This window comes from Pseudonocardia sp. ICBG1293 (assembly GCF_020131355.1).
Lineage (GTDB): Bacteria > Actinomycetota > Actinomycetes > Mycobacteriales > Pseudonocardiaceae > Pseudonocardia.
The window spans coordinates 39,390-54,467 of record NZ_JAHLEL010000009.1 but is presented as its reverse complement, the minus strand read 5'-3'; the positions used below and the strand labels follow the sequence as shown (position 1 = coordinate 54,467).

Annotated in this window: 15 protein-coding genes and 1 tRNA gene; 5 read left to right on the top strand and 11 right to left on the bottom strand. The window is 73.6% G+C overall.

Features of this window, described 5'->3' with window-relative positions:
• Nucleotides 1-15 precede the first annotated feature (15 nt).
• Nucleotides 16-1,530: a tripartite tricarboxylate transporter permease gene (locus KPF47_RS06685; RefSeq protein ID WP_224387649.1), complete on the top strand. Its 1,515-nt coding sequence runs from the start codon at nt 16-18 to the stop codon at nt 1,528-1,530.
• 125 nt (nt 1,531-1,655) lie between these two features.
• Here KPF47_RS06685 and KPF47_RS06680 read toward each other — a convergent pair whose 3' ends face one another.
• Entirely contained in the window at nt 1,656-2,036 is a 381-nt protein-coding gene (locus KPF47_RS06680; RefSeq protein WP_224387648.1) for a helix-turn-helix domain-containing protein, read from the bottom strand.
• 105 nt (nt 2,037-2,141) lie between these two features.
• Here KPF47_RS06680 and KPF47_RS06675 point away from each other — a divergent pair, with 105 nt between their 5' ends.
• A complete protein-coding gene (locus tag KPF47_RS06675) occupies nt 2,142-2,948 on the top strand; it encodes an alpha/beta fold hydrolase (RefSeq protein WP_224387846.1) in 807 nt (268 codons plus the stop codon).
• Between the two features lie 174 nt (nt 2,949-3,122).
• Here KPF47_RS06675 and KPF47_RS39920 read toward each other — a convergent pair whose 3' ends face one another.
• From KPF47_RS39920 to KPF47_RS06640, 7 genes are all read right to left on the bottom strand, one after another.
• Nucleotides 3,123-3,512 carry a DUF4190 domain-containing protein gene (locus KPF47_RS39920; protein WP_224387647.1) on the bottom strand — a complete coding sequence of 130 codons (390 nt, stop codon included), beginning with the start codon at nt 3,510-3,512 and terminating at the stop codon, nt 3,123-3,125.
• Between the two features lie 758 nt (nt 3,513-4,270).
• A tRNA-Thr gene (locus KPF47_RS06665) sits at nt 4,271-4,347 on the bottom strand.
• A gap of 54 nt (nt 4,348-4,401) precedes the next feature.
• A complete protein-coding gene (locus KPF47_RS06660) occupies nt 4,402-4,908 on the bottom strand; it encodes a 2'-5' RNA ligase family protein (protein ID WP_224387646.1) in 507 nt (168 codons plus the stop codon).
• Complete coding sequence (locus KPF47_RS06655) at nt 4,901-6,052, bottom strand: DNA polymerase III subunit delta' (RefSeq protein WP_224387645.1); 1,152 nt, start codon at nt 6,050-6,052, stop codon at nt 4,901-4,903. The genes KPF47_RS06660 and KPF47_RS06655 overlap by 8 nt, the downstream gene beginning before the upstream one ends.
• Nucleotides 6,049-7,323: an MFS transporter gene (locus tag KPF47_RS06650; protein WP_224387845.1), complete on the bottom strand. Its 1,275-nt coding sequence runs from the start codon at nt 7,321-7,323 to the stop codon at nt 6,049-6,051. Before KPF47_RS06650 ends, KPF47_RS06655 begins: the two co-directional genes overlap by 4 nt.
• A 127-nt stretch (nt 7,324-7,450) precedes the next feature.
• Complete coding sequence (locus KPF47_RS06645) at nt 7,451-8,167, bottom strand: hypothetical protein (RefSeq protein ID WP_224387644.1); 717 nt, start codon at nt 8,165-8,167, stop codon at nt 7,451-7,453.
• Nucleotides 8,168-8,294: 127 nt separating this feature from the next.
• Entirely contained in the window at nt 8,295-10,697 is a 2,403-nt protein-coding gene (locus tag KPF47_RS06640) for a penicillin-binding protein (protein WP_308015340.1), read from the bottom strand.
• Nucleotides 10,698-10,890: 193 nt separating this feature from the next.
• Here KPF47_RS06640 and KPF47_RS06635 point away from each other — a divergent pair, with 193 nt between their 5' ends.
• Nucleotides 10,891-11,214: a WhiB family transcriptional regulator gene (locus KPF47_RS06635; protein WP_224387843.1), complete on the top strand. Its 324-nt coding sequence runs from the start codon at nt 10,891-10,893 to the stop codon at nt 11,212-11,214.
• 18 nt (nt 11,215-11,232) lie between these two features.
• Entirely contained in the window at nt 11,233-11,910 is a 678-nt protein-coding gene (locus tag KPF47_RS06630; protein WP_224387643.1) for a class I SAM-dependent methyltransferase, read from the top strand.
• A 2-nt stretch (nt 11,911-11,912) separates the two neighbouring features.
• On the opposite strand, the gene KPF47_RS06625 is transcribed toward KPF47_RS06630, so the two are convergent.
• Entirely contained in the window at nt 11,913-12,356 is a 444-nt protein-coding gene (locus KPF47_RS06625) for a MarR family winged helix-turn-helix transcriptional regulator (protein WP_224387642.1), read from the bottom strand.
• Between the two features lie 90 nt (nt 12,357-12,446).
• On the opposite strand from KPF47_RS06625, the gene KPF47_RS06620 reads away from it, so the two are divergent.
• Nucleotides 12,447-12,710: a hypothetical protein gene (locus tag KPF47_RS06620; protein WP_224387641.1), complete on the top strand. Its 264-nt coding sequence runs from the start codon at nt 12,447-12,449 to the stop codon at nt 12,708-12,710.
• A 24-nt stretch (nt 12,711-12,734) separates the two neighbouring features.
• Here KPF47_RS06620 and KPF47_RS06615 read toward each other — a convergent pair whose 3' ends face one another.
• A complete protein-coding gene (locus KPF47_RS06615) occupies nt 12,735-13,874 on the bottom strand; it encodes an ArsA family ATPase (RefSeq protein ID WP_224387640.1) in 1,140 nt (379 codons plus the stop codon).
• The gene (locus KPF47_RS06610) at nt 13,871-14,923 is read right to left on the bottom strand and encodes an ArsA-related P-loop ATPase (protein WP_224387639.1); all 1,053 of its coding nucleotides are present in this window, start codon (nt 14,921-14,923) and stop codon (nt 13,871-13,873) included. The genes KPF47_RS06615 and KPF47_RS06610 overlap by 4 nt, the downstream gene beginning before the upstream one ends.
• Nucleotides 14,924-15,078: the final 155 nt, after the last annotated feature.

Below are 15,078 nucleotides of genomic sequence, written 5' to 3'. Positions count from 1 at the left end.
GCGGAGGCGAGATCAGTGGAAACCCTCGACGGCCTGATGCACGGCCTGACCGTCGCCATGCTGCCGATCAACCTCGGAGCCGCGTTCCTCGGCGTGCTGCTGGGAATGCTGACCGGGGTGCTGCCCGGCCTGGGAACGGTGGCCGGGGCGGCACTCGTCCTGCCGCTGACCTTCACCCTGGACAACCCGGAGACCGGCATCATCATGATCGCCGGCATCTACTACGGGGCCATGTACGGCGGCTCGATCACCTCGATCCTGCTCAAGGTCCCGGGCGAGGCCGCCTCGGTCGTCGCGGCGATGGACGGCTATGAGCTGGCCAGGAAGGGCCGGGCGGGACCGGTTCTCGGCATCACGACGGTCGGGTCCTTCGTCGCCGGGATGATCACCGCGGTCGTGGTCACGTTCTTCTCGCCGCTGCTCGCCTCGGTCGGCCTCATGTTCGGACCCGCCGAGCTGTTCGCGCTGGTCGCCGGCAGCCTCCTGGTGCTCTCGACGGTGTCCGGCGGCGGCCTGAACAGCAACCTGCTCCCCCTCGGACTGGGTATGGCGGTGGCCACGGTGGGGCAGGAGCCGGTGACGGCACTGTCCCGCTTCACCTTCGGCAGCGGGGACCTGAGCCAGGGCATCGGTCTGGTCCCGGTGGCGGTGGGCGCGTTCGGACTCGCGGAGCTGCTGTTCCTGGTCTCCGGTGCCCGGCCGCGTGGGGACCGCACCCGGGTCCGGGTGCGGGACCTCATTCCCTCCCGCGAGGAGTTCCGCCGCTCGGTCGCGCCGTGGCTGCGCGGCACCGGGATCGGAGCCTTCCTCGGTCTGCTCCCGGGACCCTCGGCGGCGATGTCGGCATTCGCCTCCTACAAGGTGGAGAAGAGCGTCTCCAAGCATCCGGAACGGTTCGGGACGGGTGAGATCGAGGGTGTCTCCGGACCGGAGGCGGCCAACAACGCGGCGTCGACGTCCAGCATCGTCCCGATCCTGACGCTGGGCATCCCGTTCTCCAGCACCCTGGCACTGGCGCTGTCGGCGATGCTGATCCACGGGGTGCAACCCGGCCCCACGTTGATCCAGGACAACCCGGACATCTTCTGGGGCGTCATCGCGTCGATCTTCCTGGGCAACCTCATGCTGGTGGTCCTGAACATCCCGATGATCGGGGTGTGGGTCCGGCTGCTGAGCATGCCGCAGCACCTGTTGGTGACCGGCATCGTGGCGATCTCCGTCGTCGGTGCCTACAGCGTCAACAACAGCATGCTCGACGTGTACCTGCTCGTGATCTTCGGTCTGATCGGCTACGTGCTGCGGCTCTACGACTTCCAGATGGCGACGCTCATCCTCGGTGTCGCGCTGGGTCCGTTCCTCGAGACCTACCTGCGCCAGGGCCTGGCCCTCAGCCGAGGCAGCGTGACGGACATGGTGTTCGGTTCGTCGATCTCGATCGCGGTGTGGGCCCTCGTCGTGCTGGCCGTGGTGGTGGCTCCGCTGGCGCGGTTCGCGGTCCTGCGCCGGGGCCGCACCATCGAGAGGGTCTGACCGGGCGACGACCGGTGGCCCCACCCCGCGCGAGCCCGCCCCGGCAGGCCATCGGGTCGGGTGGGGTCCCGGCCTTCCGACCCGTCCTGCTCGACACCCGATCGCCGGGAACGGCCGGCCCCTGCTCATCGGACCGCCCGGGCCGCCTCGATCCGTGTGCGGTGGTCGTCGATGTGGGCCATGTTCTGCTGGGCCCACTCGCGCAGCGCGGAGAGCGGGATCTCCAGGGACGTCCCGAGCTCGGTGAGCCGGTAGTGCACGCGGGGCGGGACGGTGTCCTCGACACGGCGGGCGACCAGACCGTCGAGCACGAGGTTCTGCAGCGTCGTGGACAGCATCTTCTGCGAGATCCCCGGCGCCCGCCGCCGCAGCTCGGTGAACCGCAGCTCGCCGCCGTCGGCCAGCGACCCGACCACCATCGAGGTCCACTTCGTGCCGAGCCGGTCGAGCAGGCGACGGGTCGGACAGTCCGGGGAGAACAGGTCCCCGAGCCGGGGGTCGGTCACCCCGGGCTCACCAGGTGCCGCCGACGTGCCGTCTTCCGTCTCCATGGTGGGTGAGCTTAGGTGATGTGGTCACCAATGGTTACCGAGTAGGAGGTCCTCGTGCGGATGGTCGCCGTGAACGGGGTGGAGCTGGCCGTGGACGAGGTGGGCCAGGGGCCGCCGGTGGTGCTCGTGCACGGCTTCCCGCACACCGGTCTGGTGTGGTCCGAGGTCCGCGACGCCCTGCGGGAGGACCACCGGGTCGTGGTCCCGGACCTGCGCGGGTTCGGCGCGAGCACCCGCACGACCGAGGGGCTCGACGCCGGGACCCTCTCGATGGACCTGGAGGAGCTGGTCGTCTCCCTCGGGGCCGGGCCGGCGCTCGTCGTGGCGATCGACGCCGGGGTCCCCGCCGCGTTCCTGCTCGGCATGCGTCGCCCGGACCTCCTGACGCGGCTCGTCCTGGTCGAGTCGACCCTGGGGGGACTTCCCGGCGCCGAGACGTTCTTCGCGGCCGGCCCTCCGTGGTGGTTCGGCTTCCACCAGGTCCGCGGCCTCGCGGAGAGCGTGCTGCGCGGCAACGAGGCGGCCTACGCCGAGTGGTTCCTCGACCAGGGCACCCGCGGGCGGGGAGCCCGTCCGGACCTGCGCTCCGCGATCGCCCGGACGTTCGCGCGCCCGGACGCCCTGCACTGCGCGCTCGCCCTCTACCGGGCACTGCCCGAGTCCGGACAGCAGATCTCCGCGGCGGTGGCCGGTGCCCGGTTGACGGTGCCCACGACCGCGGTCGGAGCGGTGCCGGTCGGCCGCGCGCTGGAGAACCAGCTGCGCGGGGTCGCCGACGTCCTCGACGGGCACCTGGTCGAGGACTGCGGGCACATCGTGCCCCTCGACCGGCCGGAGGAGCTCGTGGGGCTGCTGCGGCACGGGTGATCGAGCAGGGTGCAGCTCCTCGGTGGAGGCGGTCGCCGGTGACGTCGCCGCGGCGATCCTGTCCTGCGGCCACGGCCGGGCGGACGCCGTACGACGTCCGCGGGGCCGACGCGGACCCGCTCGATGTGCGAGAGCGGTACGACCAGGACTCCGTCGAGCCCGTGTCGCGGCATGTCAGAACATCAAGTTCAGGACCACGAAGAACGCGAACACGTCGACGACGCCGAGCACGATCGCGGCGACCGCGTCGATCCGGCCCGGCCGTCCCGGCTCGATGCGGTTCACGGCCACGATGCCGAGGGCCAGGGCGATCGGACCGAGGAGAATTCCGAGCAGGAACAAGCCGATCACGCCGCAGACGACACCGGCCACGGCCAGGCTGCGACCCGATCTCGCCCGAGCGGCGGCCTGCACCGCAGCCTGACCGCTCTGCCAGACCTGGAACTGCTGCCACGCCTGCCAGTCCAGCGGGGGCGGCAGGAACTGCTGCGGCTGTCCCGGGTGGAACGGGCGCTGCGGCGGGAACGGCGGCTGCGGCGGGAACGGCGGCTGCGGCGTGGTCACGGTGCGCTCCAGGGGGTGTGGCGGGTCCGATGCCCGACATGTCGCACACCTCGTTGCTCCGGTTAGCGCATCAGCTCGTAGGTCATCGATTGTGAGGACACCCCGGACGGGTACCGGAGGGCCGTGGGCTCACCGTCTCGGCGCACGGAGTCGGGGACGGGAACGGGCGCCGAACTGCTCCGGCTCCACGACCGAGCGGCTCGGGACCGTCGGACCTGTGTCCCGCGGGCTGCGGCGTACAGCCCGACCGCGCGGGGAGGCGGGGCCGTGAGGGCACCCGGCCCGGGGCCGGGTGCTGGGCACTGCGTCGGTCGGGGCGGCGAGGAGAGAGCGCCGCCGGTCTCGTCGTTCCTGACCGGCCTCATCGCGGCGCCGACGTGTGGGTAGCCGTGGGCCACCCGCCATACGGCCTCCTGACGGTCCAGCCCCGATCCCGGCGCACCGGCCGACCGTCGCCGGGCCGGTGGCCCTCCGGGCGAGCCGGAGGTGGTCGGTGAGCTCGGGTGGTCGGCCGAGCTCGAAGGCGAGGACCGAGGGCTCGACCGACTCGGCGAGCAGCACCGCGGATCACCCGTCCCGACCGGCAGAGTCCGGCGTCCGGTCGGTACCGGACCACCGGACGTTCACCCCATCGGCGAGCTCCGTGCGCTCGTGAGCGGCGACCCCGAGCGGACGGCACAACGCCGCGCGCCGCTGAACCCACCGGCACTGCCCGCCGTGGGGAAGACACCTCGACACGCGTGTCCGACTGGAGAAGATGGAGCCGCCTTGGGGAGTCGAACCCCAGACCTACGCATTACGAGTGCGTCGCTCTAACCGACTGAGCTAAGGCGGCGTGGTGCGTCAACAGCATACCGACCGGCCCCCGGCGCTCCCACAGCCCCCCGGGTCACCCCACGAAGGGGAACCGCGGCCCCGGCTCCCACGGCCCGCCGTCGTAGCGCCACAGGGCGAGACCGGAGACGCCGGCCTCCCACGGGGTGAATCCGGCGGTCAGGTCGTCGTGCAGCGCACGGGCGGCGGCCGGGTCGACCTTGTTCTGGACGGTCACGTGCAGGTCGGTCTTCCCGGCGTCCTGGCGGGTCAGGCGGGACCGCCACCGGTCGGCGACGCCACGGCGCAGGGCCGTCAGCTCGGGGCAGTCGAGGGTGAACGCGACACCGCGGCCGAGCAGCCGCAGACCGGTCACCCGGGCGGTCATCGGGGCGCGGTCGGTCGCCGCGGTCAGGTCCGCGGCGAGCTCGGCGGCGGCGTCGCCGGGCAGGGCGTGGAACAGCGTCAGGTGCGCGGCGAGCTGGTTGCGCCCGGACGGGAAGTGGCGTTCCCGCAGCTCGTCGAACCGGCTCTGGGTGGCGTCGTCGAGCTGTCCGGTGAGCACGAGCGGCCGGTCATCCACGGTGCAGCGCCGTCATCATGGCCTCGACGGCGATCCGCGGCTTCACGTTCTGCTCCAACGCGTCGCGGCAGGCGAGCACCGCCTCGAGCCGGCGCAGGCTCGACTCCGGGCCCCACTCGGCGGCGGCCACCCGGATCTCGCGGTCGCGGTCCGGGTTGGTCAGCGACACCGTCGCACCGGTCGACGCGACGATCGCGTCGCGGTAGAAGCCCGCCAGATCGACGAGGGCGCGGTCGAGTGCGTCCCGCTGGGTACGGGTGGCCCGGCTCTTCTGCCGCTTCTCCAGGTCCCGCTCGGCCGCCTTCGCCGAGCGCGCCGCCGACGCGGCGCCCTTGCCCGTGCCGCCGGCCCCCATCGCGACGGCCAGCTCCTCGCGTTCGGACTCGTCGCGGGAGGACCGCAGCTCGTCGGCCTCGGCCTCGGCGGCGCGGATCAGCACGTCGGCGTGGAAGAACGCGTCACCGAGACGACGGAGCTTGGTCGGGACGCCCAGGATCTCCTCGCGCCGGGCACGGGCCTGTGGGTCGCGGGCGAGGCGCCGCGCGCGGCCGACGTGGCCGCCGCACACCGACGCCGCCCACCCGGCCTGGTCGGGGTCGATGCCGTCGCGGTCGCGCAACACCCCGGCGACGGCCTCGGGCGACGGGCTGCGCAGGTGCACCATCCGGCACCGCGACCGGATGGTGACGGGCACGTCGTCGGGGTGGTCCGACGGCGCGCAGAGCAGGAACACCGTCTCCGGGGCGGGCTCCTCCACCGCCTTGAGCAGTGCGTTCGAGGCGCCCTCGGTGAGCCGGTCGGCATCGGCGATGATCACGATCTGCCAGGTGCCGGTGGCGGGCCTGCGAGCGGCGAGCTGGACCAGCGAGCGCATCTCGGCGACCGAGATGGACAGTCCCTCCGGGACGATCTCGCGCACGTCGGAGTGGGTACCGGCCATCACGGTCCGGCAGGCCGCGCACTCACCGCAGCCGTGGAACGGGCACTGCAGCGCGGCGGCGAAGGCACGGGCCGCGTTCGACCGGCCGGAGCCGGGCGGGCCGGTGAACAACCAGGCGTGGGTCATCGCCGCCGGGTCCGACGCCGCACCGTCCAGCTCGGCGACGGCGGCCGGCTGGCCCACCACGTCGTCCCACACGCTCACGACGCCCCCTCCTCGGTCATCTGCCGGCGCGCGACGACGCCGACCACGGCCGCCAGGATGCCCCCTCCGGCGAGGACGAACCGCGTGCCGTCGACCAGCAGCGTGGTGTCGCCGACGGTCACCGCCCGCGTCGCCACCACACCGACGACGACCGGCACGACCGACATCGCCCCCAGCAGGACCAGCCGCACCAGGGACTGGACGAACGCGTTGACCCGGCCGCGGATCCCGTCGGCGACCTCGGTGCCGATGATCGTGAGCCCGGTGAGGAACGCGACGCCGGCGAACGTGCCCACCGCGAGTACCGCGGCGATCGCCATGAACAGGTGCACCGCGACCGCGACGACGACGAGCGACACCCCGGCGCCGATGATCGCGCTGCCGAACAACCGCCGGTGCGGCACCTGCCGGGCCAGTACCGGGCCGAGGGCCATCCCCCCGGCGAGACCGGCGAACACCGAGGCGAACAGGATCGAGTACGCCGCGTCCCCGCCGCCGAGGCTCGACGCGTAGAGCTTGGCCGTCGCGATCACCGCGCCGCCCGCGGTGAAGGCGCCCACGATGCCGACGACCAGCCCGCGCACGAGCGGGGTGCGGACGACGAAGGCGTAGCCGTCGCGCAGCAGGAACAGCATCGAGGGCGGGGCGTGCCGCCGCCCGGCCCCGGTGGCGCGACCGGAGATCTCCGGGATCGCGAAGTACACGACCAGCGCCGATCCCAGGAAGGCGAACCCGTTGAGGCACAGCGCCGCGTACACGGTGGCCACCTGGTCCGCACCGAACAGCGGGCCGACCTTGCTGACCAGCGCGAACAGCCCTGCGCCGGCGGCGACGGCGACACCGTAGGTCACCAGCAGACCCAGCTGCGCGGCGCTCTCCATCTGCGCCGGGCTGCGCAGCAGGTTCGGGACCGCCGCGTCCTTCGCCGGGATCCAGAACATGGTGCACAGCTCGAGGAGCAGGGTCACCACGAGCAGCCACCACAGCTGCCCGACGAACGGGATCGACAGCAGCAGCACGAACTTCGCGAGGTCGCAGGTGACCATGACCTTGCGCCGGTCGAACCGGTCGGCGAGGACCCCGGCCAGCGGCCCGAACAGCAGCGACGGCACCAGCTTCGTCGCGACGACCCCGCCGAGGGCGAAGCTCTGCGCGGTGAACCCGGCGCCCGCGGTGAGGTGGGTGGCCAGCGAGGTGAGCGCCAGCAGCGCCAGCCACTCACCGGTCGCGGTCACCGCGGTGACCGACCACAGCCGGCGGAAGGCGGGGATCGCGAGGACCGACGTGAGACGGTGCGACGTCGGTGACGGGGTCGTGATCGCGGCTCACCTCCTCCTCACCCGGCGCGGCGTGCGGATCTTCAGGCTAGACCGGGCCACCGACAGCGGCCGCGCTGCCTCAGACGATGGTGGACAGCGTCTGGACGAGGATGACCAGGTAGATCAGGACGAAGACGATCGTGAACACCCGCGCCCCGATCCGGCCGCGGGTCATCCGGGAGAAACCGAGCAGCCCGTTGTCCAGGTCGACCGGCGGCCGGGCCGAGACCGCGGGCGGACGGTAGACGACGCCGGCGGGGTCGTCCCCGGTCGCGCGCGGGCGGCGCGGCGCGGGAAGCCGGGGCACCGGCCCGGTCGGGGACCGCCGGGGTGCCGGTGGGACCGGCGACGAGGGCGGGGCCGTCACCGGACGACGGGAGCCGGGGACGGAGTCGTCCGCGGCCGCAGCGTCGTCCGGTGTGGCGACGGCGGCGGGGCCGGAGCCGTCCGCGTCGCCCTGCGGGGCGGGGTCGTCCTGCGGGGTGGGAATGGCGGCGGGGCCGGGCCTGCGGCGACGGACCGCGGTCAGGGTCCGCTGGGTGGGACCGTCGACGTCGGGTTCGCGGGCGAGATGCGCGTCCCCCTCCGACGGGAGGTCGCGCCGCTCCCCGGACCCGGACCCGGAGCCGGACCCGTCCGACGGTGTGGCCGGTTCCACGGGCGCAGGTGGGGCCGTCGGCCCCTGCTGCCGGGCCAGCCGGTCCGCCTCGCGCTCGGCGACCAGCCGCGCCACGCCCCAGCGCCCGTCGTCGGCGGGGGCCGGCGCGGGACGCCTGCTCCTCCACCGCACGGCCATGACGGCATGCTAGGCCTCGACCAGCGGCGATGCCCTGTCACGACGGGGCATGGCGCCCGGTACGACCCGGCCGGGTGACCCGGCCGGGCCGGTGCTGCCGGGTCGCCCTGCGCGTGCGGAGCCTGCGTCAGCCGCCCTCGGGCGGAGGGCCGTCGCCCTCGGGCCGGTTCGCCGGCGGGCCGCCGTCGGTCCCGCCCGGGGCCGGTGCGGGGCCCGGGGTGCCCGGCGGCGGCGGCGGAGCGGGGACCGAACCGCTGCTGACCTGCAGGGTCACCTGCTCGCCCGGCAGCGCGGCGCCGCGCGGCTCCTGCCCCACGACCGTGCCCTCCGGGGCGTTGTTGTCGACGGTGCGGGTCGTGACCTGCCAGCCCGCGCCCTCCAGCTCCCCGCGGGCGCCGGACTCCGACCGTCCGACGACGTCCGGGATGCGCGACTCGGCGCCGCCGCCGAGGTACCGCGGGTCGGTCGGCGGCAGCGGGGTCGGCGGCGTGTTCGCCACCAGCGGGGTGACCGCGCCGTACCAGGTCCGGGCGGGCGTCTTGCCGCCGAAGATGTTGCCGTTGCCGCACGCGAACGGTGCGCCGCCGCCGTCGCAGAGGGGCCGGGGACGGTTGGAGTTGTCGAAGGTGATGACCGCGCCGGCCATCTCCGGGATCGCGCCCATGAACGCCGCCGACTTGTGCTGCTGGGTCGTCCCGGTCTTGCCGGCCATCGGCCGGGTCCAGCCGGCGGCCCGCGCCGCGGCGGCGGAGGTACCGGCGATGTCGTCCTTGCTCAGGCCGGTGACCAGGGTGTTCGCCAGGCCCGGGTCGACGGCCTGCTGGCACGGCTCCTCGGTGATCGGGACCGGCTGGCCCTCGGCGTCGGTGATCGAGTCGATCGGCGTCGGCGGGCACCACTTGCCCTGGGAGAACAGGGTGGCGCCGACGTTCGCCAGCTCCAGCACCGAGGTCGGGGTGACGCCGAGGGTGAACGACGCCAGCCGCTGATCCTTGATCACCTCGGCGATCGACCGGTCGGTGCGCTTGCCCGAGCCCGGGTCGACGAACGGGGTCGTGGCCAGGGACTTCATGCCGAGACGGACGGCCATGTCGACCACGTCCGGCACCCCGGTGAACTCCTCCAGCTTGATGAACGCGGTGTTCGGCGACTGCGCCAGCGCGTCGGTCATGCTCATCCGCGGCGGCAGGCCCTCGCTCGCGTTGCCGACCGGGATCGGGCGGCCGCTGCCGTCGACGTAGATCGGGGAGGCGTAGCCCGACGGCGGCACCTGCATCGAGTAGTTGATGCCGAGGCCCTTCTCCAGCGCGGTGGCCGCGGTGAAGATCTTGTACGTGGACCCGGCACCGAGGTTGACCGGCTGGTACGGCAGGCCGTAGCTGGTCTCCTCGGCGTCGGCGTTCAGACCGAAGGTGCGGCTCGACCCCATCGCGAGCACCCGGTGTGCGTCCTGGCCGGGCTTCACCAGCGACATCACGTTCGCGACGTTGGGGGTGTCCGGCGCGACCTCCTTGTCGAGGGAGCGCTTGACCTCCTCCATCGCCCGGCGGTCCAGGGTCGTGCGGATGGTGTAGCCGCCGCGCTGGATCTGCTCCTCGGTGAACCCGGCCTCGGTCAGGTACTGCACGACGTACTTGCAGAAGAAGCCCATGTCCCCGGCGCCGTTGCAGCCGTTGGGCACCCGGACCAGCGGGTTCGCGACGCCGAGCGGGGCCGCCATCGCCTGCCGGGCCTGGGCGTCGTCGATCATCTGCTGCTGGCGCATCTGGTCGATCACGACGTTGCGCCGCTGCAGCGCGGTCTCCGGGTTCTGCACCGGGTCGAACTGGGTGGTCGAGCGGACTATCCCGGCGAGCATCGCGGCCTGCGGGACGGTCAGCTTGTCCGGCGTGGTGTTGAAGTAGGTGCGCGCCCCGGCGGCGACGCCGTAGGAGCCGTTCCCCAGGAAGACGATGTTGAGGTAGCGGTTGAGGATCTCGTCCTTGGACAGCTGGCGCTCCAGCTGCAGGGCGATCCGCGCCTCCTTGAGCTTGCGGGCCGGGGTCTGCTCGGTGGCCTTGAGCCGCTCGGCCTCGCTCGTCGCGTCGACGTAGAGCATGTAGTTCTTGACGTACTGCTGGGTGATCGTCGAGGCGCCCTGGACGACGTCGCCCGACGCCGAGTTCGCGACGACCGCGCGCAGCGTCCCCTGCCAGTCGACGCCGTCGTGGTCGTAGAACCGGCGGTCCTCGATCGCCAGCATCGCGCCCTTCATCGCGGTCGAGATCTGGTCGTTCGTGACCTCGGTGCGGTTCTGGTCGAACAGGTAGGCGATCGGGCGGCCGCCGGAGTCGGTGAGGGTCGTCGTCAGCGGGGGGCGGGTGCCGACCAGGTCCGCCGAGCTGGACGTGACGCTGTCGCCCGCCTCGTTCGACAGCACGCCGAGGCCACCCACCAGTGGGAAGGCCATGCCCGCCGTGACCACACCGAGCAGGACGCACAGGCCGGCGAGGACGCCGAGCGGGCGGAGCAGACGCCGGGGGAACCTCACACGGGCAAGCCTACGGGCCCCGAGGTCAGGACACGGTCAGGATCGTGTCCCCGGTTGCGTAGTTTTGCGCGCTGACCCGGCTCCCCTCCGCAGCCGAGGATCGAGGCATCACCTCGCGGGCCACCGGGCCCGCGCCGGCCCGAAAGGCGACCCGAGGCTCGACACCCTGCGTCCCGTCACCGGCAGGCCCCGCCTGCGGCCCGCCGTCGTCGTCCGCGCGTGCACCGCGGTCTGGAACTGGCGCTCCGCCGCGCGCTGCCGCACCTCCGACGCCGAGGACCTGTTCGTCACCGGCGCCGACCAGCGCGAGGCGCGCGAGTTCTGCCTGTCCTGCCCGGTGCGCACCGAGTGCCTGGCGCACGCCCTGGACCATCAGGTCGAGTTCGGCGTGTGGGGCGGCATGACCGAGCGGGAGCGGCGGGCGGTGCTCCGGCGACGCCCGGAGGTGCGCGACTGGGCGAGCCTGCTGGGCCGTGCGCGCTCCGACCACTACGCCGGACGCCGTAGGAGCGCCTGACCCGCTAGCGTCCGAGGGGTGCTCGAACTCCTGACCGGTCTCTACCGGACGCACGCCGACGATCTCGCCGCGGTGATCGACCGGCAGCGCGCCCTCCTGGCGACCGGGTCGATCACCCCGCAGCTCGACGACGTCGAGGCCGAGATCACCTACCTGCTGCTGCGCCACCACCGGCCGTCGCAGGTGGTCGAGATCGGCACGTACTACGGCTGGTCCACCGCATGGATCCTGTCGGCGCTGCGCGACAACGGGTCCGGGCACCTGTCCTCGTTCGACCTGGTGGACCACGTGCGCCGCACCGTGCCCGACGACCTGGCCACGGGACGCTGGACGTTCCACCCCGGCGACCTGCGCGAGAACCTGGAGAAGGTCCCGCACGACACCGGCTACCTGTTCGTCGACGCCGATCACGGGCGCCGGTTCGCGCGCTGGTACCTGGAGCACCTGTTCGGACGGATCACGCCGGGTACCCCGACCAGCGTGCACGACGTGTTCCACCTGCCGCGGGCGCGCCCGTTCACCGAGGGCTCGGAGGTGCTGCGCCGGCTGGAGCGCACCGGGACGCCGTGGTTCACCGCGTCCCGCCCGGCCGCGCCCGGGGCGCTGCGCGCGCTCGACGCCGTTCGCGCGGAGCTGGGCATCACCGGTGCGCGCGGCACCACGCGCAACCCGATGATCTTCTTCGCGATGCCCTGAGCTCAGCTGCGCGAGGAACGCAGCCCGGCGACGACGCCCTCCAGCACGGTGGCGAACCGGTCCGCCTCCGCCGGGTCGAGCCCGGCGAGCAGGTCGGCCAGGCGCGCGTCGAGCCGGGACCGGGTGCGTTCGACGGCCGCCCGGCCGGCGGCGGTGAGCTCGACGGCGACGGCGCGGGCGTCGTCGCCGTGCGGGCGGCGGCGCAGCAGCCCGTGGCCGACCAGTGCACCGACGTGCCTGCTGGTGACGCTGCGGTCCAGCCCCACCGCGGAGGCCAGCTCGGTCGTGGTGACACCGTCACCGAGGCGGGCCAGACCGGACAGGACCGGGTAGGTCGTCGCGTCGAGGCCGTCGATCCCTCCGGTCAGCGACGCGTGCAGGCCGGTCCGGGTGTCGCGCAGGAGCAGCAGGCCCAGCGCGTCGGCACACCGGTGTTCGGGGGTCACGCGGTCATTCTACGTGCATCTTGCACGCACATGGGCGAGCGGCGTAGCGTCCCGATACGTGCATAGTGCACGCTGATGGAGGGAGTGGCCATGACCGGAGCGGTGGACCCCCGGGACGTCCTGCCCGACGGCGACGACTGGGCCGAGCTGGGCGGGACACGGGTGCGCAAGGGCACGGTGGCGGCGTTCGTCGCCTCGGCCCGGTCGCTGGAGGCACTGCCGCCGGGCGACCCGGCCGAGGCCGGGCTCACCGCACACCTGCGGGAGCTGCTGCCCGGGTTGCGCGCGGTCGGGGTGCTGGAGGTGTTCGCGCCACGCTCGGCCCGGCTGCGGGACGCGCTCGGCCCGACCTGAGCCCTCCCGCCGAGCCCCTGCGGCTCAGCCGACGGTGGACGCGGCGGCGGGCTCGGCCTCCCCGGCCAGCAGCGCGCCCACCCGGCGCAGGCCGTCCAGGTCGGCGATGTCGCCGGCCAGCGCGGGCACCCGGGCGACCGCCACCCGCGGGTGCGCCGCGGAGAACCGGGTGAGCAGGTGTTCCTCACGTTCGTGCAGGTCGGCGCGGTCGGCGTGCAGGCGCAGCACCGCGGCGGCGATCTGCGAGCCGGGTCCGCCGACCTGCTCGGCCGCGGCGCGGGCGCGGGCCGCGGAGACCGGGGCGAGCACCGGATGGGTCCGGTTCAGCACCAGCCCGGCCAGCAGCATGTCCTCCGAGGAGAGCCGTTCGGTGAAGTAGGCGGCCTCGCGCAGCGCGTCCGGCTCGGGCGCGGCGACGACGAGGAACGCCGTCCCCTCCGAGCGGAGCAGCGCGTAGGTCTTCTCGGCCCGCTCGGCGAACCCGCCGAACAGGGTGTCGAAGGCCTGGACGAACGCCGACGCGTCCTGCAGCATCTGGCCGCCGATGATCGACCCGACGGCCTTGGCGAACAGCCCGAACCCGGCCTCGACGATCCGGCGCAGCCCGCGACCCCCCGCCCGGGCGGGCGCGGCGAGCAGCCGGATCATGCGGCCGTCGAGGAAGCGCGACATGCGTTGCGGGGCGTCGAGGAAGTCCAGCGCCGACCGCGACGGCGGGGTGTCGACGACGACGAGGTCCCACGTCCCGGCGCCGGCGAGCTGGCCCAGCTTCTCCATCGCCATGTACTCCTGCGTGCCGGAGAACGAGGAGGAGATGGTCTGGTAGAAGGGATTCTCGATGATCTTCTGAGCCCGCTCGGGCGGGGCGTGCGACTCCACCATCTCGTCGAAGGTGCGGCGCATGTCCAGCATCATCGCGGCGAGCTCGCCGTCGGCGGCCTTCACCGGCGCGGGGTCGTTGGACAGCTCGTCCACCCCGAGCGCCTGCGCCAGCCGGCGCGCCGGGTCGATGGTGAGCACGACGACCTGACGGCCCCGCTCCGCGGCGCGCACCGCGATCGCGGCGGAGGTGGTCGTCTTCCCGACACCACCGGAGCCGCAGCAGACGATCACCCGGGTGTCCGGGTCGTCGATCAGCGCGTCGACGTCCAGGGGGGCGGTCATCGGCGGGCCTCCAGGTGCACGCCCTGCGCGGTCATCGACTCGGCCAGCTCGTAGAGCGAGCCGAGGTCCACGCCGCCGAGCAGGGCGGGCAGCGTGAGCCGCGACAGCGGCGGGGTCGGTTCGGTCTCCAGGCGCCGGAGCGCGGTGGTCTCCCCCGCGACGGCGACGGCGTGCTCGACGGTCTCGGCGACCAGCCCGTCGATCTCGTCGGGGGCCAGCTCGATCCCGGCGCTCTGCAGGCCGTTGCGGATGCGGGCGGCGTCCACCCGCCCGCCCGCGGCGGCGGTGACCGACCGGTCGGGCAGCCACTGTTCGCGCATCCGGTTGACCACGACCGTGCCGAGCGGGATGCCGGCGGCCTCCAGCTCGGCGGCCGCGTCGAGCGTCTCGGTGACCGGCAGGTCCGACAGCAGCGTGACCAGGTGCACGGCCGTGAGCGGGGAGTGGATGAGCTGGTCGACGCCCTTGGCCTGGCCGTGGATCGGGCCGACCTTGGCCAGGTCGGCCATCGCCTTGGTGACGTCGAGGAAGGTGACCAGGCGCCCGGTCGGCGGGGCGTCGAGGACGACGGCGTCGTAGGTGGGGCGCCCGTCGGCCTCGGTGCGGGTGACGCACTCCTTGGCCTTGCCGGTGAGCAGCACGTCGCGCAGGCCGGGGGCCAGCGTGGTCGCGAACTCGATCGCGCCCATCCGCCGCAGGGTCCGCCCGGCGACGCCGAGCCGGTAGAACATCTCGAAGTACTCCAGCAGCGCGGCCTCGGCGTCGACCGCCAGCGCCCGCACCTCACCACCGCCGGGTGCCACCGCGATGCGCCGCTCCTCGTAGGGCAGCGGGGCCGTGTCGAAGACCTGGGCGATGCCCTGGCGGCCCTCGACCTCGACGAGCAGCACCCGCTTGCCGCCGCCGGCCAGTGCGAGTGCCAGGGACGCGGCCACGGTGGTCTTGCCGGTGCCGCCCTTGCCGGAGACCACGTGGAACCGCGCACGGGAGAGCGCGTCGGGCCACGGGGCGGGGCGGGCACCGGCCTCGGGCCGGACGGTCGTCGTCACGGGATCCAGCCTACGAGCGCCCACCGACAGCGGCCCGTCGGCGAGGTGCGTGCCACAACGGACCGGCGCGTCCGGTTCCCCGACGGCGGGCGTCCGTCGCAGCGGGACGGCCATCCGTCGCGCCACGGCGGCCCGGTGTCGGGTGCCCGGGTTAC

Bases quoted from the DNA above. Each gene is read 5' to 3' on its own strand.
- KPF47_RS06615 (WP_224387640.1), bottom strand. From the start codon at position 13,874: ATGACCGCCCCCCTGGACGTCGACGCGCTGATCGACGACCCGGACACC.
- KPF47_RS06620 (WP_224387641.1), top strand. From the start codon at position 12,447: ATGACCGGAGCGGTGGACCCCCGGGACGTCCTGCCCGACGGCGACGAC.
- KPF47_RS06645 (WP_224387644.1), bottom strand. From the start codon at position 8,167: ATGGCCGTGCGGTGGAGGAGCAGGCGTCCCGCGCCGGCCCCCGCCGAC.
- KPF47_RS06675 (WP_224387846.1), top strand. From the start codon at position 2,142: ATGGTCGCCGTGAACGGGGTGGAGCTGGCCGTGGACGAGGTGGGCCAG.